Origin of the sequence: Marinifilum sp. D737 (assembly GCF_026672275.1) — a bacterium.
Lineage (GTDB): Bacteria > Bacteroidota > Bacteroidia > Bacteroidales > Marinifilaceae > Marinifilum.
Genome location: NZ_JANQCD010000010.1, coordinates 50,881 through 70,026 on the forward strand (window position 1 = coordinate 50,881; position 19,146 = coordinate 70,026).

Annotated in this window: 10 protein-coding genes; 2 read left to right on the forward strand and 8 right to left on the reverse strand. The window is 37.3% G+C overall.

Translation table 11 applies throughout. From position 1 onward, the window contains the following. The first annotated feature begins 103 nt into the window (after window positions 1–103). Both NQ163_RS08095 and NQ163_RS08100 read left to right on the forward strand, forming a co-directional pair. Complete coding sequence (locus NQ163_RS08095) at window positions 104–1,126, forward strand: LacI family DNA-binding transcriptional regulator (RefSeq protein ID WP_268189815.1); 1,023 nt, start codon at window positions 104–106, stop codon at window positions 1,124–1,126. Window positions 1,127–1,550: 424 nt separating this feature from the next. Next, a complete protein-coding gene (locus tag NQ163_RS08100) occupies window positions 1,551–2,960 on the forward strand; it encodes a M64 family metallopeptidase (protein WP_268189816.1) in 1,410 nt (469 codons plus the stop codon). 115 nt (window positions 2,961–3,075) lie between these two features. Here NQ163_RS08100 and galE read toward each other — a convergent pair whose 3' ends face one another. From galE to NQ163_RS08140, 8 genes are all read right to left on the reverse strand, one after another. Further along, complete coding sequence (gene galE, locus NQ163_RS08105; RefSeq protein WP_268189817.1) at window positions 3,076–4,107, reverse strand: UDP-glucose 4-epimerase GalE; 1,032 nt, start codon at window positions 4,105–4,107, stop codon at window positions 3,076–3,078. Window positions 4,108–4,145: 38 nt separating this feature from the next. Next, complete coding sequence (locus NQ163_RS08110) at window positions 4,146–7,325, reverse strand: glycoside hydrolase family 2 TIM barrel-domain containing protein (protein WP_268189818.1); 3,180 nt, start codon at window positions 7,323–7,325, stop codon at window positions 4,146–4,148. 15 nt (window positions 7,326–7,340) lie between these two features. After that, a complete protein-coding gene (locus tag NQ163_RS08115) occupies window positions 7,341–8,825 on the reverse strand; it encodes a Gfo/Idh/MocA family protein (protein WP_268189819.1) in 1,485 nt (494 codons plus the stop codon). A gap of 120 nt (window positions 8,826–8,945) precedes the next feature. Then, window positions 8,946–10,268, reverse strand: a complete 1,323-nt coding sequence (locus NQ163_RS08120) for a DUF3472 domain-containing protein (protein WP_268189820.1) — start codon at window positions 10,266–10,268, stop codon at window positions 8,946–8,948. Window positions 10,269–10,775: 507 nt separating this feature from the next. Continuing rightward, window positions 10,776–12,335 (reverse strand): discoidin domain-containing protein, encoded by a 1,560-nt coding sequence (locus tag NQ163_RS08125; protein WP_268189821.1) that lies wholly within the window; start codon window positions 12,333–12,335, stop codon window positions 10,776–10,778. A gap of 62 nt (window positions 12,336–12,397) precedes the next feature. Further along, the gene (locus tag NQ163_RS08130) at window positions 12,398–14,164 is read right to left on the reverse strand and encodes a DUF3472 domain-containing protein (RefSeq protein ID WP_268189822.1); all 1,767 of its coding nucleotides are present in this window, start codon (window positions 14,162–14,164) and stop codon (window positions 12,398–12,400) included. Between the two features lie 230 nt (window positions 14,165–14,394). Continuing rightward, on the reverse strand, window positions 14,395–16,056 hold the full coding sequence (locus NQ163_RS08135; protein WP_268189823.1) for a RagB/SusD family nutrient uptake outer membrane protein: 1,662 nt from the start codon (window positions 16,054–16,056) through the stop codon (window positions 14,395–14,397). 34 nt (window positions 16,057–16,090) lie between these two features. After that, a complete protein-coding gene (locus NQ163_RS08140; protein ID WP_268189824.1) occupies window positions 16,091–19,114 on the reverse strand; it encodes a SusC/RagA family TonB-linked outer membrane protein in 3,024 nt (1,007 codons plus the stop codon). Between the last annotated feature and the right edge of the window lie 32 nt (window positions 19,115–19,146).

Sequence of the window (19,146 nt, forward strand, 5' to 3'; positions counted from 1 at the left end):
AAATTTAATCCGCGCAATCGATTACCTTTTGTTTGTCACTTTTAGGCTATTTATAAAAATTAATTGCATCTTTGCAACGTGAATTAATACCTCTATAATTAAAATGAAGAACGAGAATAACGTTACCATACACGATATTGCCAAAGCATTAAACATCTCCGGATCTACCGTATCCAGAGCGCTTAATAACAATGCGCGCATCAGCGAAAAGACAAAAAAGGCAGTAAAAGACATGGCCAAACAGTTGGGTTATCAACCCAATGCACTTGCATCTAACTTGCGCACAAGTTGCACAAATACCATTGGTGTGATTATTCCCAGAATTAGCCGTTACTTCTTCTCTTCTGCAATTACTGGTATTGAGGAACTTGCACGCGAAAAAGGATTTAACGTTATCATTTGCCAATCCAATGACCTGGAAGAAAGAGAATCCGATTGTGTACAAACACTTTTTGCTTCGAGAGTAGATGGAGTAATCTCTTCGGTAGCCTTGAAAGCAGAAAACTACGACCACTACAAAACCTTCACCAACAGAAATATACCACTTGTATTTTTCGATAGAGTTGTAGATGAATTAGAGACAAGCAAGGTAGTGGTGGATGATTTTAAGGGTGGATTTATTGCTGCCGAACACCTTATTTCAAAAGGGTGCAAACGAATTGCACACATTAGCGGACCACAACATTTGAACATATACATCAATCGTCTTCAAGGCTTTTTAAAAGCAATGCGTAAACACCATATCGATATTAATGAAGAATTAATAATTGAAAGTCCATTAACGCGGGAAGATGGTTTGAGGTGTGCAAAAACACTTTTGGAATCAGACAATCCGCCTGATGCTATATTTGCCGGGAATGATACAACTGCCCTAAGCATTATTCTTTATGCCAAAGAAAAAGGGATTAAGATACCCGAAGAGGTAGCAGTAGTTGGATTCAGTAATGAACCGTTCTCGGAATTCCTTAGCCCTTCTTTAACCACGGTAGAACAATCTGGTTTTGATGTGGGAACCAAGGCAACTGAACTTTTATTGGATATCATCCAGAATAAAACAGGCAACAAGCAGGAAACCATTGTACTTCCTGTTAATTTAATTGAACGAGAGTCGTCAGACAAGAAATAGCTTGTGCAAAAATTGCGCAGCAAGCTCTACCATTCATTCATCTTAGCGGAATACATAGCCGCATGATAAGATCAGGCAAACTGCTGGTTTGATAATTAAGAATCACAATGGTTCATATCCTGCAAAGCAAACGAAGCACTTTACATAACCAATAGTACCTAAAAGATGTAAATACAATGTTTTGGTATTAATTTATAATATTGACAAAAGATCCCCCCTTGCTGCCGCTCGAAACGAAGTTCGATGAAACCCATTCTTTCGTGTGGTTTTACAACTAATTTATTACCCTAACATCAACTGGCTTAGCATCGCAAAGATGCTTAGTCAGCAATAGATTTTTCCCATTCATGACATTCAACATCTTTCCTATCAGCGATATTCTTTATCTTGTGCATGAAAATAAACACTAATAATTTACGATATCATGAAAAAACTTACTGCATTTGCTTTGCTATTGGTGAGCATCACCTTTGCAGCACAAGCACAATATGCTGAGTATTTTACGAACGCTACCATGCGTTTGGATTACAATCATATTGGTAATGCCAACGAAGAACACTTTGCTTTCGACCAAATGGTGAACGATGGCGAGTGGGCTGGAAGTAAAACTGCCTTGCTGGATGAACTGAACCTGGGCAAATACTTCTTCGAGATTAAAGATCCTAAAACTGGTAAATTACTATACTCACGAGGTTTCTCGAGCATTTACGGCGAGTGGGAAACTACTCCTGAGGCTGAAAAAGAATGGGGATCATTCCACGAATCGGTACGTTTCCCTTGGCCTAAGCAAGAGGTGGAATTAACAATCCTGAAAAGAAATATCAAGAATGGTTTCGATCCGGTTTGGACATACATGGTAAATCCTGAACATCACCGATCGTTCCGTGGCGAGGTGAAAAACCATTACACCACTCACGATATTGTTGTAAACGGAAATCCTGAAAAGCAAGTGGATATTGTGGTATTGGGCGAAGGATATGCAAAGGAAGATATGCCAAAATTCAAGAAAGATGCGGAACGTTTTGCTGAGGTTCTTTTAAGCACTGAGCCTTTTGCCAAGTACAAAAACAAATTCTCCATTAGAGCGGTAGAAACTCCTTCTCCTGATTCTGGTGTAAACCACCCTCATCAGGACATTCATACTCGTTCGGCTCTATCGGTTACCTATGGTGCTTTCGATTCGGAACGCTACGCTTTGGGTTACGACAACAAAACCATTAGAGATGCGGCGGCAGCTGTTCCTTACGAGTTTACGGCAATTCTAATGAACGATTCGATATATGGTGGTGGTGGTATCTACAACCTTTACATTACTGCTGCGGTTGACAATGCTTTCCAGGAGTATTTGTTTGTTCACGAATTTGGTCATCACTTTGCCGATTTGGCGGATGAGTATTACACATCGGCAACGGCCTATGAAATGGATGCTGAACACCTGGAGCCTTGGGAATTGAATGTTACCGCAAACACCGATCCTGAAACCATTAAATGGAAAGACATTGTAACACCAGGCACTCCAATTCCAACGCCTTGGGAAAAGAAAAAATACGACAAGCACAGTATCGAGGTACAGAAAAAGCGTGTAGAAATGCGCAAGGCCAAGGTAGAAGAAAAGGTAATGGAAGATTTCTTTATCAAGAAGCGCGAATGGGATGACAAGCTACTATCGAATATGGAACACAGTGGTAAGGTTGGTGCATTTGAAGGTGCTCAATACAAATCGAAAGGCTTGTATCGTTCTGCTGCCAACTGTATCATGTTTACCCGTCACAATCAATTTTGTCCGGCTTGCCAGAGAGCGGTTAAGCTGATTATTGATCAGACTACGAAATAAAAACCTCATCCCCTAACCCCTTCTCCTTTAGGAGAAGGATAGGATGAGAGAAGAAATAAAGGGCCGTAAGTATTTCAACTTACAGCCCTTTATTTTCTATGGTATCATATGCTAGTTAAAACTTCATCGTCTTTAGGTTCTCCTGCCATTTCCAAGCTGAAAGTAAGGTTTCATCCAATGTACTTTCTGCCTTCCATTTTAGTTCTTCGTTTGCAAAAGTGGTATCTGCATAAATCTGCTCGATATCACCTTCACGTCTGTCGGTAATTCTGTGTGGAACCTTCTCTCCAGTCGATCTCTCGAATGAGTTGATAATCTCCAATACCGAAACACCATTTCCTGTTCCTACATTAAAGAATTCACAATTGGCTTTGTTCTGATCATTCAGTAATCGTGCAATGGCAACCACATGTGCTTTTGCCAAGTCAACCACGTGAATGTAATCGCGAATTGCCGATCCGTCAGGGGTGTTGTAATCATCTCCAAATACACTTAGCTCCTTGCGAATACCAGCTACAGTTTGTGTAAGGAAAGGAATTAAGTTGTTAGGAACACCCAATGGCAACTCACCAATTAAGGCAGTTTCATGCGCTCCAATTGGATTAAAATATCTCAAAGCAATTCCTTTCAAACTTGGGTTTGCCTTGCACACATCACGGATGATGTCCTCACAAATGCTCTTGGTATTTCCGTATGGCGATTCTGCCTCCTTTCGTGGAGTTTGCTCGGTTACCGGCAATTGATCCGGTTGACCGTACACTGTACACGATGATGAGAATACCAGGTTCTTCACCTCAAACTCCTGCATGCACTCCATTAGGTTCATTAAAGAGTTTAGGTTGTTGTGGTAATACATCAATGGTTTTTCAACCGACTCGCCCACTGCTTTCGAAGCTGCAAAATGAATAATGGCTTCAAGATTTGTATGCTTTTCGAAGAAAGCTTTTGTCTTTTGTTTATCCGTTAAATCAAAACACTCAAATTCTGGTTTTGTTCCTGTTATCTTCTCAATCTGATCCAGAACTTCAACTTTAGAGTTTGACAGATTGTCAACAATCACCACATCAAATCCATTGTTCTGTAATTCTACTACCGTGTGAGAACCAATAAAACCAGTTCCTCCGGTTACCAATACTTTTTTATTCATTTGTTTTTTTTGATTTATTCCTAAAATCACTGTCAATATTAAAAGACAGGATTGAGTACAAAAGTAAACATATAATTTTTAGCAGGAACAGAATATTTGTCATAAGGTGTCGCTCCCCACGAATTATCTCCTGCCACTCCCATCATTTTCAGATCCAGATTAATGAAAACTCCATTTTTCTTCACAATATCATTGGTATGCCTAAAGTCTTTATGGGTAATCTGATCGAAGTCTTCCAACGGATTGTGGTGAGCAGAAAATCCCAGTTTATCCTTAGAACTGATTCTCAGTCCCACTCCATTTTGATTTCTCAGTTCGAACCAACGAACATCGGTTTTGTAACCATTCTCCTGAGGACGTACATACTTGAAATACTGGTCGGCAACTTTTCCCTTGTACAAACCCACAAAAGCACCACGATTTCTATCTGCATAATTCTCATGCGGACCACGACCAAAATAAGATAGATTGTCAAAGTTTACAGGCAATTCCATGCGCATACCAAATCGAGGCATATCAGGTAATTTCTCTTTTCCTAGCTTGATATTTGTGGTAATTTGAATCTCTCCTCCTTTATCAATTGTATACTCCACTACCTGCTCCGAATCAATTTTAGGGTGCAGGAAGCTTGCTTTTACAATTACTTTATCATCTTGCTTTTCACTTTCAATGCTCGATAATTCGATGGAATTGGAAACTTCTCTCCAAATGCCCAATCGCTTTATCATGTTGCTTCCCTTGTCATTGTCATTAGGAGCTCTCCAGAAATTGATAAAAAATCCTTTCTGCAAGAGTTCCATCCCTCCCATTTCATAAGAAGATAGAATACCTGTTTGCTTGTTAAAAGTGATTTCGAAATTCTCTCCTATCACTCGAATGCTTTCCGATTGATCTTTCAATTCCAAATCAGAATGCTTTGCATTTACGATTTCCTTTTCTTTAAACAAAGGCAATTGAAACTGATCGTGTGCCACTTCAAATCCTTTGGGGCGGAATGGCTGATCTTTCTTCAGCACAACTGAAAAATCAATAAAGTATTCACATCCTGCTTCTATTTCGATATTTCCAATCGGAATATGAACCAATTCACTTTCTTGTGCAGCCAAATTAAAATGATCCAGTTGGCCTGATTTTACATCTTTACCATTGGCTGAGACAGTCCATTGAATTTGGTAATCTTTTAAATCTATAAAGTCATTGAAATTCTTGATTCTAAAAGTGCCTTTTTCAAGATCTTCAGCATAAAATCTTACATTCTGATAGGCATATTTTACCTCCCACATGGCTGGGTGTGGTGTGTAATCAGCAGAAATGATTCCATTCACTACAAAATTGTAATCCGATGGTAATCCTTTGGGACCATAGTCACCACCATAAGCCCAAAACTCTTTCCCATCCTCATCTTTTTTCACCAAGGCCTGATCAATCCAATCCCATATGTATCCGCCTTGCAACTGTATGTTTTTTTCATCGTAAATTACCTCCCACAAATCAACCAGATTGCCATTGCTATTGCCCATGGCATGCGAATACTCACTTATAATCATTGGCTTGCTTTGCTTTTTCGAAGCATAGGAGCTCAAATGCTTCACTCCCGGATATTGCGGACAATACAAATCGGTATTCTCACCCATAATGGCACGTTCGTAATGAATTGGTCGGGAAGGATCACGATCTTTTATCCACTTGTAAACGGCAGTAAAATTCTCACCATCTCCTGCCTCGTTGGCCATCGACCAAACAATTACCGAAGGATGATTCTTATCTCGTTCTACCATTCGGATATTTCGATCGAGATGAGCCTCTTTCCATTCAGGATTTTTAGCCAAAGAATGCTTTCCATAGTACATTCCATGCGATTCTATATTGGCCTCGTTGGTAATGTACAGTCCATATTCATCGCACAGTTCATAAAAACGCTCATGGCAAGGATAGTGGCTGTTTCGAACCGCATTGATATTGAATTGCTTCATCAAAGCAATTTCTTTTATCATGTTTTCCTCACTTACTACATGTCCATTGTGCTGATCGTGCTCATGGCGATTGACTCCTTTTATTAGAACAGGCTTTCCGTTGATATAGAATACCGCATCCTTAATTTCGATCTTTCTAAATCCTACTTTGCAAGTAAGTACCTCATAAACCTTATCCTTTTTATCCTTCAAGAGGATTAAAAGCGTATACAAATTAGGTGTTTCTGCAGTCCATTTCTTAGGGTTCTGAACTTCTGTAGTAAAGCTCAGCTTTAAATCTTTCTTCTTGTGAATCTTTGCTACTTGCGATTCATTCACAATTACTTTCTTGTTTGCATCTAACAATTTGTACTCTACTGAATAGCTTCCTGATTTTAATTGATGTTTATGGTTTTGCAGATCTACATCTAAAGAGAACAATCCTTTCTGATATTGGGAATCTAAATCTGCCTTGGCGAAGAAATCACGAATGCGAACTTTAGGAGTTGAATACAAGAAAACCTCTCGTTCTATTCCACTAATTCTCCAAAAATCCTGACACTCCAAATATGATCCATCTGACCAGCGATATACTTCCACTGCCAGAATATTTTCACCTTTCTTTAAATATTTTGTAATATCCCATTCAGCAGGCGTTTTACTGCCCTGTGAATAACCTACTTTCTTGCCATTTACCCATAGGTACATGGCCGATTTTACCGCTCCAAACTGAATGAAGATTTGCCTTCCATCCCAAGCTTCAGGCAAGGTAAATGTTCTGCGATAAGATCCAACCGGATTGTAATCATGAGGAACTTTTCCCGGGTGTTTTGGATAGATCTTTTCTGTAAATTCCAATTCGTCCGAAAGGGGAGCTTTGTAATCGGCAAATTCGTATTGATGATTCACATAAATTGGGTAACCATAGCCTTCCAACTCCCAATTTGATGGAACTTTGATATCCTTCCATTTAGAATCATCATATGAAGTTTGGTAAAAGTTTACTGGTCGATCAGCAGGTTTTCTTACCCAATTAAACTTCCAAACTCCATTCAAGCTTTTGTAATAAACCGATTGTTGCTTTTTCTTAGTTAGTGCAGCACCAATGGTTTTAAACGGAATAAAGGAGGCATGAGCTGCCTCCTTATTCTGATCAAACATTTTTGGATTCTCCAAATCATTCCAAATATTCTGTCTTTCTTGTGCTTGTATAATTAAGGTTGATGTTACCAACAGAAATAAGCCCAAAAATGTTTTTCTACGCATCTTATTCTTTTTTAATTAATGAACATTCAACTGACCTTTTGAATCTGCCTTTTTCAGATTTCGAACACTTGTGCTTCCTGCACCTTCCATGCTCAAATCAATTGGTTTGTTTGTTTTCCACGCTCCACGGGTGAAATCAGGAATATCAATAGGACGAGATTTGTTTGCAATAGACCACTCGCTTAATGGTGTGATACAACTCCATGCAGCAGCATCGTACACATCCATATCTACTGGCAATCCGTTACGCAAACAATCTATCAATCTCCAATCCATCACGAAATCCATTCCTCCATGACCACCAACTTGCTTGGCCATTTCACCTACTCGGCGAATGATTTCAGGAGTATATTTCTCTTCCAACTCTTTAAACTGAGCCTGATCAATTACATTGTGTCCAAATGCGATGTGTTGTTTTGGCCACTTTTGTGCAAAGCATTTGGTTCCACTCAACATGTGAATTCTTGAGTAAGGACGAGGAGAGCTGATATCGTGCTGAATCATGATGGTTCTTCCCTTATTGGTACGAATCATTTGCATGTCCATATTACCACGCATTTCCCAGCCAACAAATTGCTCGAAGAATGGATCTTCCTGAGCCATCTCTTTAATTCTGTGCTTCAATGTAAAATCATCCGACATCATGGCTGTAAGATAATCCATTTTATCTCCACGGTTGATATCCATAGCCTGGCAAATAGGTCCTAAACCATGAGTTGGGTACACATTTGCTTTACGCTTATTTTCGTGTAAACGCCACATTTTAGTGTAGGCACCATCACTCATTTTATCATCCTTTGGCTTGTTAAAGTGCCAATAATCAAGATCATGAATATAAGCACCTTCGCCATGAATCAAATCTCCAAACACTCCTTGTTGTGCCATGCTGATGGTCAACATTTCGAAAAAGTCATAACAACAGTTTTCCAAAATCACACAGTGCTTGCGTGTTCTTTCTGAGGTTTCTACCATCTGCCAGCACTCATCCAGAGTTTTAGCCGTAGATACTTCAACAGCTGTATGCTTGTCGCCTTCCATTGCAGCAATTGCAACAGGCACATGCCATTCCCAGGGAGTTGCGATGTATACCAAATCAACATCACCACTATCACAAAGCTCTTTAAAGCCCAAATCACCATTCACATACTCTTTGGCTTTTGGCAAACCTGCATCCGAAAGTATTTTTTGTGCACCATCAACAGCAGCTTGACGAATGTCACAAACTGCAGTAATTTCAACACCTTCTATATATGTCATTCGCTTTACAGCTCCCGAACCTCTATCTCCAATTCCAACAAAACCTACTCTTACCGTTTCAAGCTTAGGTGCAGCATATCCACACATGTTAAAACTCATTTTTGGTAGCTTTCCCGCTAGTTCCTTTATATGCGGTAAGTTACTTTCCTCTTTTGTTCCTGCACACGATGCTAAAGGTGCAGCTGCAATAACTCCAGCTCCTAAAGCCAGGTTACTTAAAAATGATCTTCTGTTCGTTGCCATTATTGAATGTTTTAATAGTCTGTTTATCAATTTAGTTTTCTTGACTAAATTTAATCTTTTTACTTATACTTTGATTAACAAAAGCTTAATTAAAAAGAGGAAATATAATCCTCCTTTTAATTAAGGTAATTTGGTGAAATCTATATTTGGTTGTGTTTGTGTTTTCGGTCTGATAAAATCTGTATCGAATGCCACTCTATCGCTAAAAAATCCACAGTTTCTTAAATAGAACTTTCCATTCTCTTCTCCCCCTGCATAATCTCTTCTTGCATCTTTTCTTGCAGTAGCATCTGCAGTAAATTTAGCCTCGTTCAATTCAAACCATGCACCATTTTTATCAACTACCCATTGATTGGTGTAATAAGCTTTTCTGTCGAAAGGTCCCATTTCAGTAATAAAGTTCTCTAAAAATGAATGAGGCCTTTTCAAGTAAGTGCTTGTTTTAGGTCTTCTAAAACTTGCAATCAATTCCCACTCTCCTTTTTCAGGAGCATAAAACCATGCTGTATAGTCGGTACAATTGTTATCCGAAGGCACACCTTTCAATAAAAATTTATAAGGATTATCGGCTTTCCAATTGTAAACTTTGTAACTCTGTCCACCTGATCCTTCATTTCCAAATTTACCAGTAGTTACTCCCTCACCTTTCTTCAATAATTTAATTCTGTATTCTTCAGGAATACTGTTAGGGTCATCAGTTTGGTATGGACTCCAAACTGAAAATAATATTCTTCTTTCGGTTTCTGAATTTACCTGTATGCCAAAGTATCCCTCGGCAAAACCATTGGCCATATAATAAGATCCCACTACGTCCTGACCAGCTGGTACAGTAACTTCATTATAAAACCATTCAACATTTTCTATATTATCCGGAACCTTATAGGCCAGATGAACTGAAGGTCCTCTTCTGCCCCAATAAAAATCATCCTTTACACAAATTACAGGCTTCGAGCTAACTTCACCTCCAATTAAAATATCTGTAAAAGTACCGAAGGTAGTTCCTGATTTTTCAACTCCTTTTACATCCACATGATAATAGCCTGGTTCCGCAACAGTAAAGCTTCCAATATCTAATTTTGAAAAGCTCGAATTCGAAAGTTTGATTTCTTTACTTTCATTATTGAATGAAAACTCAACTTCTGATACGGCACTTGTATTTTTTGCTCTAACTCCTAATTGAATTTCCCCTGCTTGCTCTACCCAAAACCAAGTTCTTATTACTGATTCTTTATTATTCCAGTTACTCACACCATCCTCTGTAATCATTTGACTGTTCAGATTGGTTTGATTAATAACCCATGAGTTACCGGCAACCGGTACATTAAGGGTATAGTTCACTGAAGTTTCTTTGACCTCTTTGCCTCCACCACTTTTACTACATGCACACATTAAAGCCACAATGCAGCTTCCTAAAATCAGTAGATTTAAATATTGTTTTAACATTTTATATTTATTTAAACTTTGTGCCCTCACTACTCATTCCCATTAATAATGCGAGCACAAAGTGTATTGCCTATACTCGAATTCTTTACTACTCGTATGAGTAAAGGCATTTAATTTGAAAAATCATAAGCGAAGACGGCATGGATTCTAAAAGCCTTTTCTACCAAATTTATGTAAACGCCTGTTTAATTTCAAAACTACCGTCTCCTGCTTATTGATAATCACTAACTATAACTATTTCAATAAAATACTTAACAAGTAAATAAAATCAATTACTACTATAAGAATAAATCTCTCTAAAATGGTTTTCAATTGCTAAACCTGATACACCATCTATTTCTATAGACCAAAAATGACAAATATCTCTATCTAAAAAGTAGACATATTACGCTAAGAGGTAGATTTTTTTCTCAAATAGCCAATAATTGAATTAATGTCACTTTTGGACAGTTTTCTTTCCTTAGTTGCTTATTAAATACAATAAGCTTCTTATTTACAACCTTATTATCAAAAACACATAATCTCAGCCAATGCTGCAAATTGCTGTCCATCGAAAGCCGAGTTCATGATAATCTTAAAATACCTAAATTCTGTTTTTTTATTGAGCGTCAAATGATGAAGAGTATTGATTTCCTTCAACTGAAAATTACCCATACTTTGCCACTGATTATTGTCCGCACTAACCAATATTTCAATCTCTTTCACCTTTCGCATTCCATCTCTCTGAAGAAAAGAAAAACCGCTTACTTCATGTACTTCATTCATATCTACAGTAAGATAATGTGGATAAGAAGTTGCATTTGAAGACCATCTGGAGTGCCAAAATGTATTGGCATCACCATCTAAAACATGACTTGCAAACTCATTGTTTTCTTCAGAACTAAAATCAATAACCTGCCATTTGCTTCGGTCAAAATTTTCTTTATCACCAAACTCTATAATTGGCTCATCATTTTTAAAAGTAAACGAATAGGAAAACTTAGATATCTCACCATTAACATGATTAAATAATAATCGTAACACATATGGTGTATTCCCCTTTTGATGGAATTCACTTATAGGCATACTCACCTCAAAAGAATTATCGTTACCTACTGGCAAAGCCCAACTAACTGCGTCATAATCGGCATTATCAGTCGCAGGATCACAATAAAAACAAACGTAATTAACATCCTTATCCGTATTAAAAGTTCCGGATAATTTGAGCTTACCATCTTCATAAGATGCTAAAATGCTGCCAACAGTAAGAGTTGCAGAAGTATAAAATGAATTCTCAAAATCACTAACAACCTGACAGTTATTAAGAATAGCACAACTAGCTTCTGTTAAAAATGTGGGTGTTTTTCCATAAGTATAATTCCCGGAACCCATTAGAGAAGTTCCCTTGGAGCTAAGACTAGCCTCTGATACCTTCTCTTTGTTATGAGGAAGATTAAGGCCATGCCCAAGCTCATGCAATAAACCTCCAATATACTTCGTAGCATCATTTCCTCTTTTGCTATCCTCTCCAAAAAACTGGACATCCATCTCTGTATAGTCTAAGGCAAAGCAGTAACGTCCCCAACCATAAAAGGGAACATCTGGATTGTCATGATCTTCAACAGGAGTAAGTATAAGCGTATGATCACTACTTTTTTCATCTGGATTGGCCTCAAAATATTCATCAACCTCTTCAATTACTTTTGCTCCTCCACCCTCGTAAGGATAGTTTGCAGTTGCGTATTTACCTTGTATATAAATAACTTTCACACGTTCCTTTTCCTGATCAACCAACATATTAAATGTCTTATCACCAAAACCGTATTCTTTCATATACTTTCTGTAAAACGCTTGACCGTGTAATAGAATTTCACTTAAACGACGATGAGAATCTTTTCTTTCTTTTACATCGGTAGGAAGAAAATACACAACGTTCAGATTGTATTTAGCAGAAGAGCTATAATTAAAAGTTTCCTCTTCAGGTAATGGCTCTTCAATTGGAGAAGTCTCATCTTTCGAACATCCTAAAAAAAGAATTAGCAGGAAGAGAAAATAAAAGATGGTTTTTAATGGGTAGAATGTTTTCATTATTTATTAGCACGTTAAAATTAATTTTCATTAGAATCTACTAGTGAACATTCATTTCACACTTAGTCTAATGTATAGGTCGCAATTTCTGCCATAGCAGCATTATTAGTTCCATCATGCGATACTTTAGCTATAAACTTAAAATATCGAAAAGATTTTGCTGTGCTCAGTTCGATGAGTTGCTGACTGGTATTCTTTTGCAGAACAAAATCGCCCAAGCTCTCCCAGTTAGTATTGTCAACACTAATTTGGATTTCCAAATCCTGAACTGTTCTGGAAAGATTTTGCCTTTGAGAGAAACTAAAACCATTTACAGTATTAGATTGTCCCATATCAACAGTAATGTGATGCGGAGCTGTTGCAGAACAACCTCCAGACCAGCAAGAATGCCAGTAAGTGTCTACATCTCCATCAAGCACATCTGCAGCCCGGCCAGTTTCTCCTTCTCCTCCTTGGTCTTCCTGAGTACTATAATCTATCACAGACCAGCCAGTTCTATCAATTAATGTTTGCGTTTTAATTTCAGGAACTTCTAATTTCGAAAAGTCAATAGCAGGTGCTGTTCCGTTAGCTGTTCTCGAAAAAGAGGTATTAGGTGTTTCATTATCACTGAAAAAGCCACAATTTCTAAGGAAAAAATGATCCCCTTCTTTTCCTCCATCATAATCTAACCTTACCCCCTGACTTCCAGTATTATCGGTTGTAAATGTAGCATTAGTCATTTCAGTCCAGCTTCCCTGCGTATCATAAACCCATTGGTTGGTATAAGTTACTTGTCTGATTTCATCACCCATTTTGGTATCGAAATTCTCTAAAAACGAATGCAATCTTGTAAGGTGTTCACCGGTAGGAAAAGGTCTTCTAAAACTGGCAATCAATTTCCAGTCGCCAATTTCAGGCGCAAAGAAATAAGCTGTATAATCAATTGAATTGTCTGCATTGGATTCTCCTTTCAATAAAAACTTATAGGTTGTACCAGGTTTCCAATCATAAACCCAATAACTCTGAGCTCCCGATCCCTCATTCCCAAACTCACCAACAGTGACACCTTTTCCATAACCAAGAGGTTCTACTGTATATTCTGCAGGAATCTGATTTGGATCTTGGGTATCGTATGCACTCCATACCGAAAACAGAATACGTCTTTCGGTTTCTGAATTGACTTGCATACCAAAATAACCGGATGAAAAACCATTGGCCATAAAATATGAACCGATTGGATCTTTTCCTACAGGTACGGTCAACTCATTGTAAAACCATGTAATGTTTTTATTGGCTGGTTCTTCATAGTTTAAGTGAACAGAAGGTCCCCTTCTTCCCCAATAAAACCATTCTGAATCCACAAAAGTAATCTCATCTTTCCAAGACGAATCACCCAATAGAATATCAGAAATATCACCAAAAGTTCCAGTTTCATTGGTAACACCTTCCAACTCTACAAAATGATAACCAATTTCATCAATTTTAAAAGAGCCAACATAGTGTTTTTTATTACTGCTTGATGCTGAAAAATCCACTTGTTTTGTTTCATCTCCAAGCGTTACTTTTAGTGTTGTTGCTCCTGCAAATTTAGCAAGAACACCAAGTTCAATATCTCCTTTTTCTTTTGCGTAAAAATAGGTTCTAATCTTATCGCTTGAATTCGTCCAATTCTTAATACCTCCTGATACAACAACATTTTCTGTAGTTTTTGGTTTATCAACAACCCAACTATTGCCTTCACAAGGCACTGATACAATTAACTTAGTAGTTGGATCCTCAGGAGGAGTTTCTGGTTCTTCTTTTTCCTCAACTACATCAATTTCATCTGATGAGCAAGATGGTGCCATTAAGAAGGCCATGAGAAGAAAAAGTAGAGTCGCTATTTGTTTAGTTTTAATCAAAGTTCTCATTATTTTGATAATTATATGAATTTCAAAACCTATAAAATGCCTCGGTCAAGTCACTAGGTATCTAAAGAAGTTTACTACACAAACAAAACAGTTACCGTCTTAGGACATTAATACATTCTTCACGTTCAGGCTATTACTAAGCCTGAACGTGAAGAATTTTTACTGAATTAAGGGTTTTGCACCAAATTTGGCTGCGCCAAAATCTGAGCTTCCGGAATAAAATCAACAACACGAGGACTTGTTGCCGGAACAGTTAATAAAGGATTTGCACCTCTATCATGTGTTCCCGGATATCTACGATCCAATGTTAAACCATTTCTGAAAATATCATAACGACGATGAGCTTCATAAGCAAGTTCTAATCGACGCTCCTCAAGTACAACTTCCAATAAGGTTTTCCCAGTTGGAACATCACTATAAGTATCAATATTTGCACGTTCTCTAATAACATTTACATCTTCTAACGCACCTGATGTATTTCCAGTTTTGGCACGAGCTTCAGCACGATTCAAATACATCTCTGCCAAACGTGAAATTACTGGGGAGAACAATTGTGGTTGACCTTCCTGATTTGAACATTTTATCACAAAATATTTAGGATACCCTTGTCTTACAGGCATTTTCTTAGTTAACCTCACATAAGTCTTTCCACTAATATTTTCACCTTCTGTAATAAAATACTTAGTATTTCCATTTACTATTTCAGCCGAAACAGTTTTTGTACCATTGTAATCATATTCCCAAGTGCCACCATTATTTGTAACGGCATACATTTGAAACATTTTAGAACCAACCGGTGATGATTTATCGTAAGAGTAAGTAATCTCATATTCGTCACCATCTTCATATTGAGGATCAATAAATTTATGTCTTCTATCCGAAGGATTTTGATCCAATAAATTTCTATATGACTCAGAAGCATACATTTCACCCCAACCTACACCGTCAATTGTAGCATACATACCACCAAAAGCATACCAACCATAATCATCTTCATCTTTTAATGCTCTACACGCAAATATAATCTCAGAATTCTTTTCTGGCACCATAGTTGGGAAGGTTTCATAATCAGAACCAGTTAATAAAGAAAAGTTCTTTGAATCAATTACTTTGGTTGCATATTCTTCTGCTTTTACATTATCTTCCATATATAAATATACTCTCGATAATAAAGCATTGGCAGCTTGTTCTGATGCATAAATATTATATTCTGCATCAATTCTTTTAAATTCGCTCATTAAAGTTGCTGCACTTGTTAAATCACTCAAAATTTGATCATAAACCTCCTTAACTGTTGCACGAGGAGGTAAATTATCTGCATCAGGCTCAGCATCTAAAATAATTGGCACACCCAAATTTTGGCTTGGATTTTGAGCATAAGGTCGGCCCCAGATATTTACTAAATTAAAATAAAAGAAAGCTCGTAAATAATACATTTCACCAATAACGTGATTCAAACGAGGCGTACCTCTTTCTGCTTTATCGATTACTTTATTTGCATTTACAATACCTTTATAGCACCCAGACCACAAACTATTCAGGTGACCATTGGTTGGTGTATGTTGATAATTGTACATATAGAATAAATGATCAGTTGTTGACCCACTTAATGCAATATTGTCACCTCCAAATTCGCCATGGAAATGGTAAGGACGCATAAATTCATTTTTTTTCAATAGTGCATATGTACCTAAAGCTGCAGCTTCGATACCTAATTCATCCGCAAATACTTTATCATCTGACAAGTCCTGAAATGGTTCTCTTTCGATATCACAAGAGCTTATAGAAAGCGCTAATAGAATCGCAATAAAAGAATATATATTTTTCATTTTTATCTTTTTATATATTAATAATTTTCACCTATTAAAAGCCAACTTTTACACCTAGCATAATTTTCTTTGACATAGGGTATAAAGCACCATGAGTGTTATCATGACCTGTAGCTCCAATTTCAGGATCCATACCTGACCAATCTGTTAGTGTAATCAAATTATCACCACTTACAAAAACTGAAGCATTAGAAAGCTTAAGTAGGCTTAATACATTTTTAGGAAGGTTGTATGCCAAGGTTACATTCCGTAAACGGATATAACTAGCATCTTCTAAATAGCGTGATGAATTTTTATTGGCATTAACCCCACCATTAAATGATTTTGGATGAGTCGCAACATCTCCTGGCTTTTCCCAACGATTCCAACCATCATGCAAATTCATGCTATTAAAAGAGGCATAAGAACCATCACTGTCAAACAATTCTCTGTTACTGTTGTATCTATGAATCCCCTCAACAAAACTAATGTTTGCCGATAAAGTGAAATTATCGAAAGTAAATTTATTAAGGATTCCTCCGGTATAAGTTGGAGTACCTTTGGTTCCGGTAAACTGCAATGTAGCTTCAGTATAGTCAGAAGTTAAACCAACTGTTTTGGTACCATCTTCGTTTTCTGTAACCTTTTCCCAAAGAGGTTCACCATTGGCTGGATTTGCACCATACCATATACGTTGATATTGCGCATCCATATCATAACCTTTTTCGATTCTGGTATTACCACGTGTATATGCTTTATCGTCGTATATTTCCTCAACTCTATTTTTATTGTAGGCAAGATTCAAAGTCATATCCCACTTAAATCTGGAAGTTTTAATAATTTCAGGAGAAACTGACAGCTCATATCCTTTATTGGTAACTCGTCCAACATTCATCCATATGCCGTTATATCCAGTTAAAGCAGGAAGCGGAACATAAGTTAACAAGTTATCACTATTCTTATAATACAAGTCTAAGTTAATGCTAATACGATCGAATAATCTTGTATTAATCGCTGTATTGTAGCTGGTTACTTTTTCCCAACTAATATCAGGATTCCCTTTTTGATAAGGTGTAGCAGCACTACTTCCATTATACTGATCTACAAAAGCATAGTAGCCAAGATATTGAAATCCTCCTGGTGCATTACCTACCTGCCCCATACTGGCAGACCATTTTAATGTGTTTAACCATTCTACCCCTTGCAGGAATTCTTCGCTATGTGCATTCCAACCCAAACTAGCTGACCAGAAATTACCATATTGTTTGTTAGGACCGAAACTACTTGAACCTTGTCTGCTAAATGAAGCGGTAGCCAAGTAACGATCATCATAGGCATATTGTAAATTCACAAGCATACTCTGTTTGGCACTTTCCCATTTTCTTCCACCTACACTAGCCGCTTCAGCTGTAGTATTAAGTGCAGTAAGACCTGCAGCAATACCCTTACCTTTAGCGTTGGCGTCGTCTGAATGATAATCCGTATATTCCCAAGCTACAAACGCATTTAATACATGCAGACCAATAGTCTTATTAAAACGAAGCATTTGGTTGGTGAAACGAGTACGGCTAAAACTATAACTTTCATATAAAGTTCCCTTATCTGCTTGTCCACTTATAGAACGAGGATCTGTATACCATTCAGAGTGTCCGTTATTAATGGCAATGTTATTCATGGAAGAAAAAGTCAACCAATCATTAATTTTATAATCAAAGCCAATATTTGCGCGAAGATTGTTGCTGCGCGAATTTCCATAATTGTATTGCAAATCATATAGGTAGTTGTTTTCATCTCTACCATACCAAACTTTATCATTTGCACTTAAATATTCTTTTCCACTATCCACTCTTGGATCTAAAACAGAGCCATCAGGCAAGTAAGCTTCATCCCATGGCATGTAAGTAAACATAGCATAAGTAGAATGTTGCTGGTTATCTGTTGTTTTATAATCACCAGATAAGTTTAGCTTTATCTTAAGGCGATCTGTTGCATTAATATCAAGGTTTGCAATAGCCGAATAGCGTTCGTATTCGTAGCCTTTTAAAGCTCCTGTTTCATTATAATAGGTACCAGACAAATAAGCCATAATCTTTTCATTACCACCAGAATAATTCACATTGTACTCTTGTGCCTTTCCTGTTTGGGTAGCAATATCCATCCAATCCGTATCAGTATTTAATACATCCTCAGTTACATCAGGGTTCCAAGTTTTTTGATAATCATATAATTCCTGAGAATTCATCACGGAGAAATTTCCGGTATTAAATGTCGTAAATCCGTAAGTGGCATTTACATTTATATTGGACTCACCTTTTTTCGCTCTCTTGGTTTGCAATAGAATTACACCATTAGCTGCAAGAGATCCGTACAAAGCTGTTGCTGAAGCATCCTTCAATATAGTCATACTCTCTATATCTGCAGGACTAAATCCAGGGTCAGAATTACCCATTATAATGCCATCAACTACCCACAGAGGAGCGGTTGTTCCCGACAAAGAGCCTTTTCCACGAATTGTAATCTCTGTACTCGCGCCAGGTCTACCACTACGAGACGATGCGTTTACACCAGCAACTTTTCCTTGAAGCATAGAACTTACATTCGATACAAAAACATCTTTTAGGTCATCACTATCCAATGCTACTGCTGAACCTGTTAAGTTTGATTTTTTTGTTGTACCGTATGCCACAACCATAACCTCATCCAAATCACTTGTGGAAGTATTTAAATTAACATTAATTGTAGATCTGCCATTCACTGGTACTTCCACTGATTCATAACCAATAAATGAAAAAATCAAAACAGCATTATCTTGATCTATTTTCAATGTATAATCACCATCGAGGTTAGTTGAAGCTCCTTGGCTTGTCCCTTTAACAATGATACTAACTCCCGGTAAGGATTCCTTAGTCTCTGCATCTAATACTTTCCCTCTTACTTCCAAAGACTGAGCACTAGCAATAGCTGTAAAAAACAGCATACAAATAAACAAGCCTATCGTTTTTTGAATGCCCGCAGTATTGCTCCTTATTCTATTTTTTATATTATTTCGATAAAAATCGATTTGTTGCAAATATTTCATAATTATTATCTTAAAATCTTTATTAGATAATT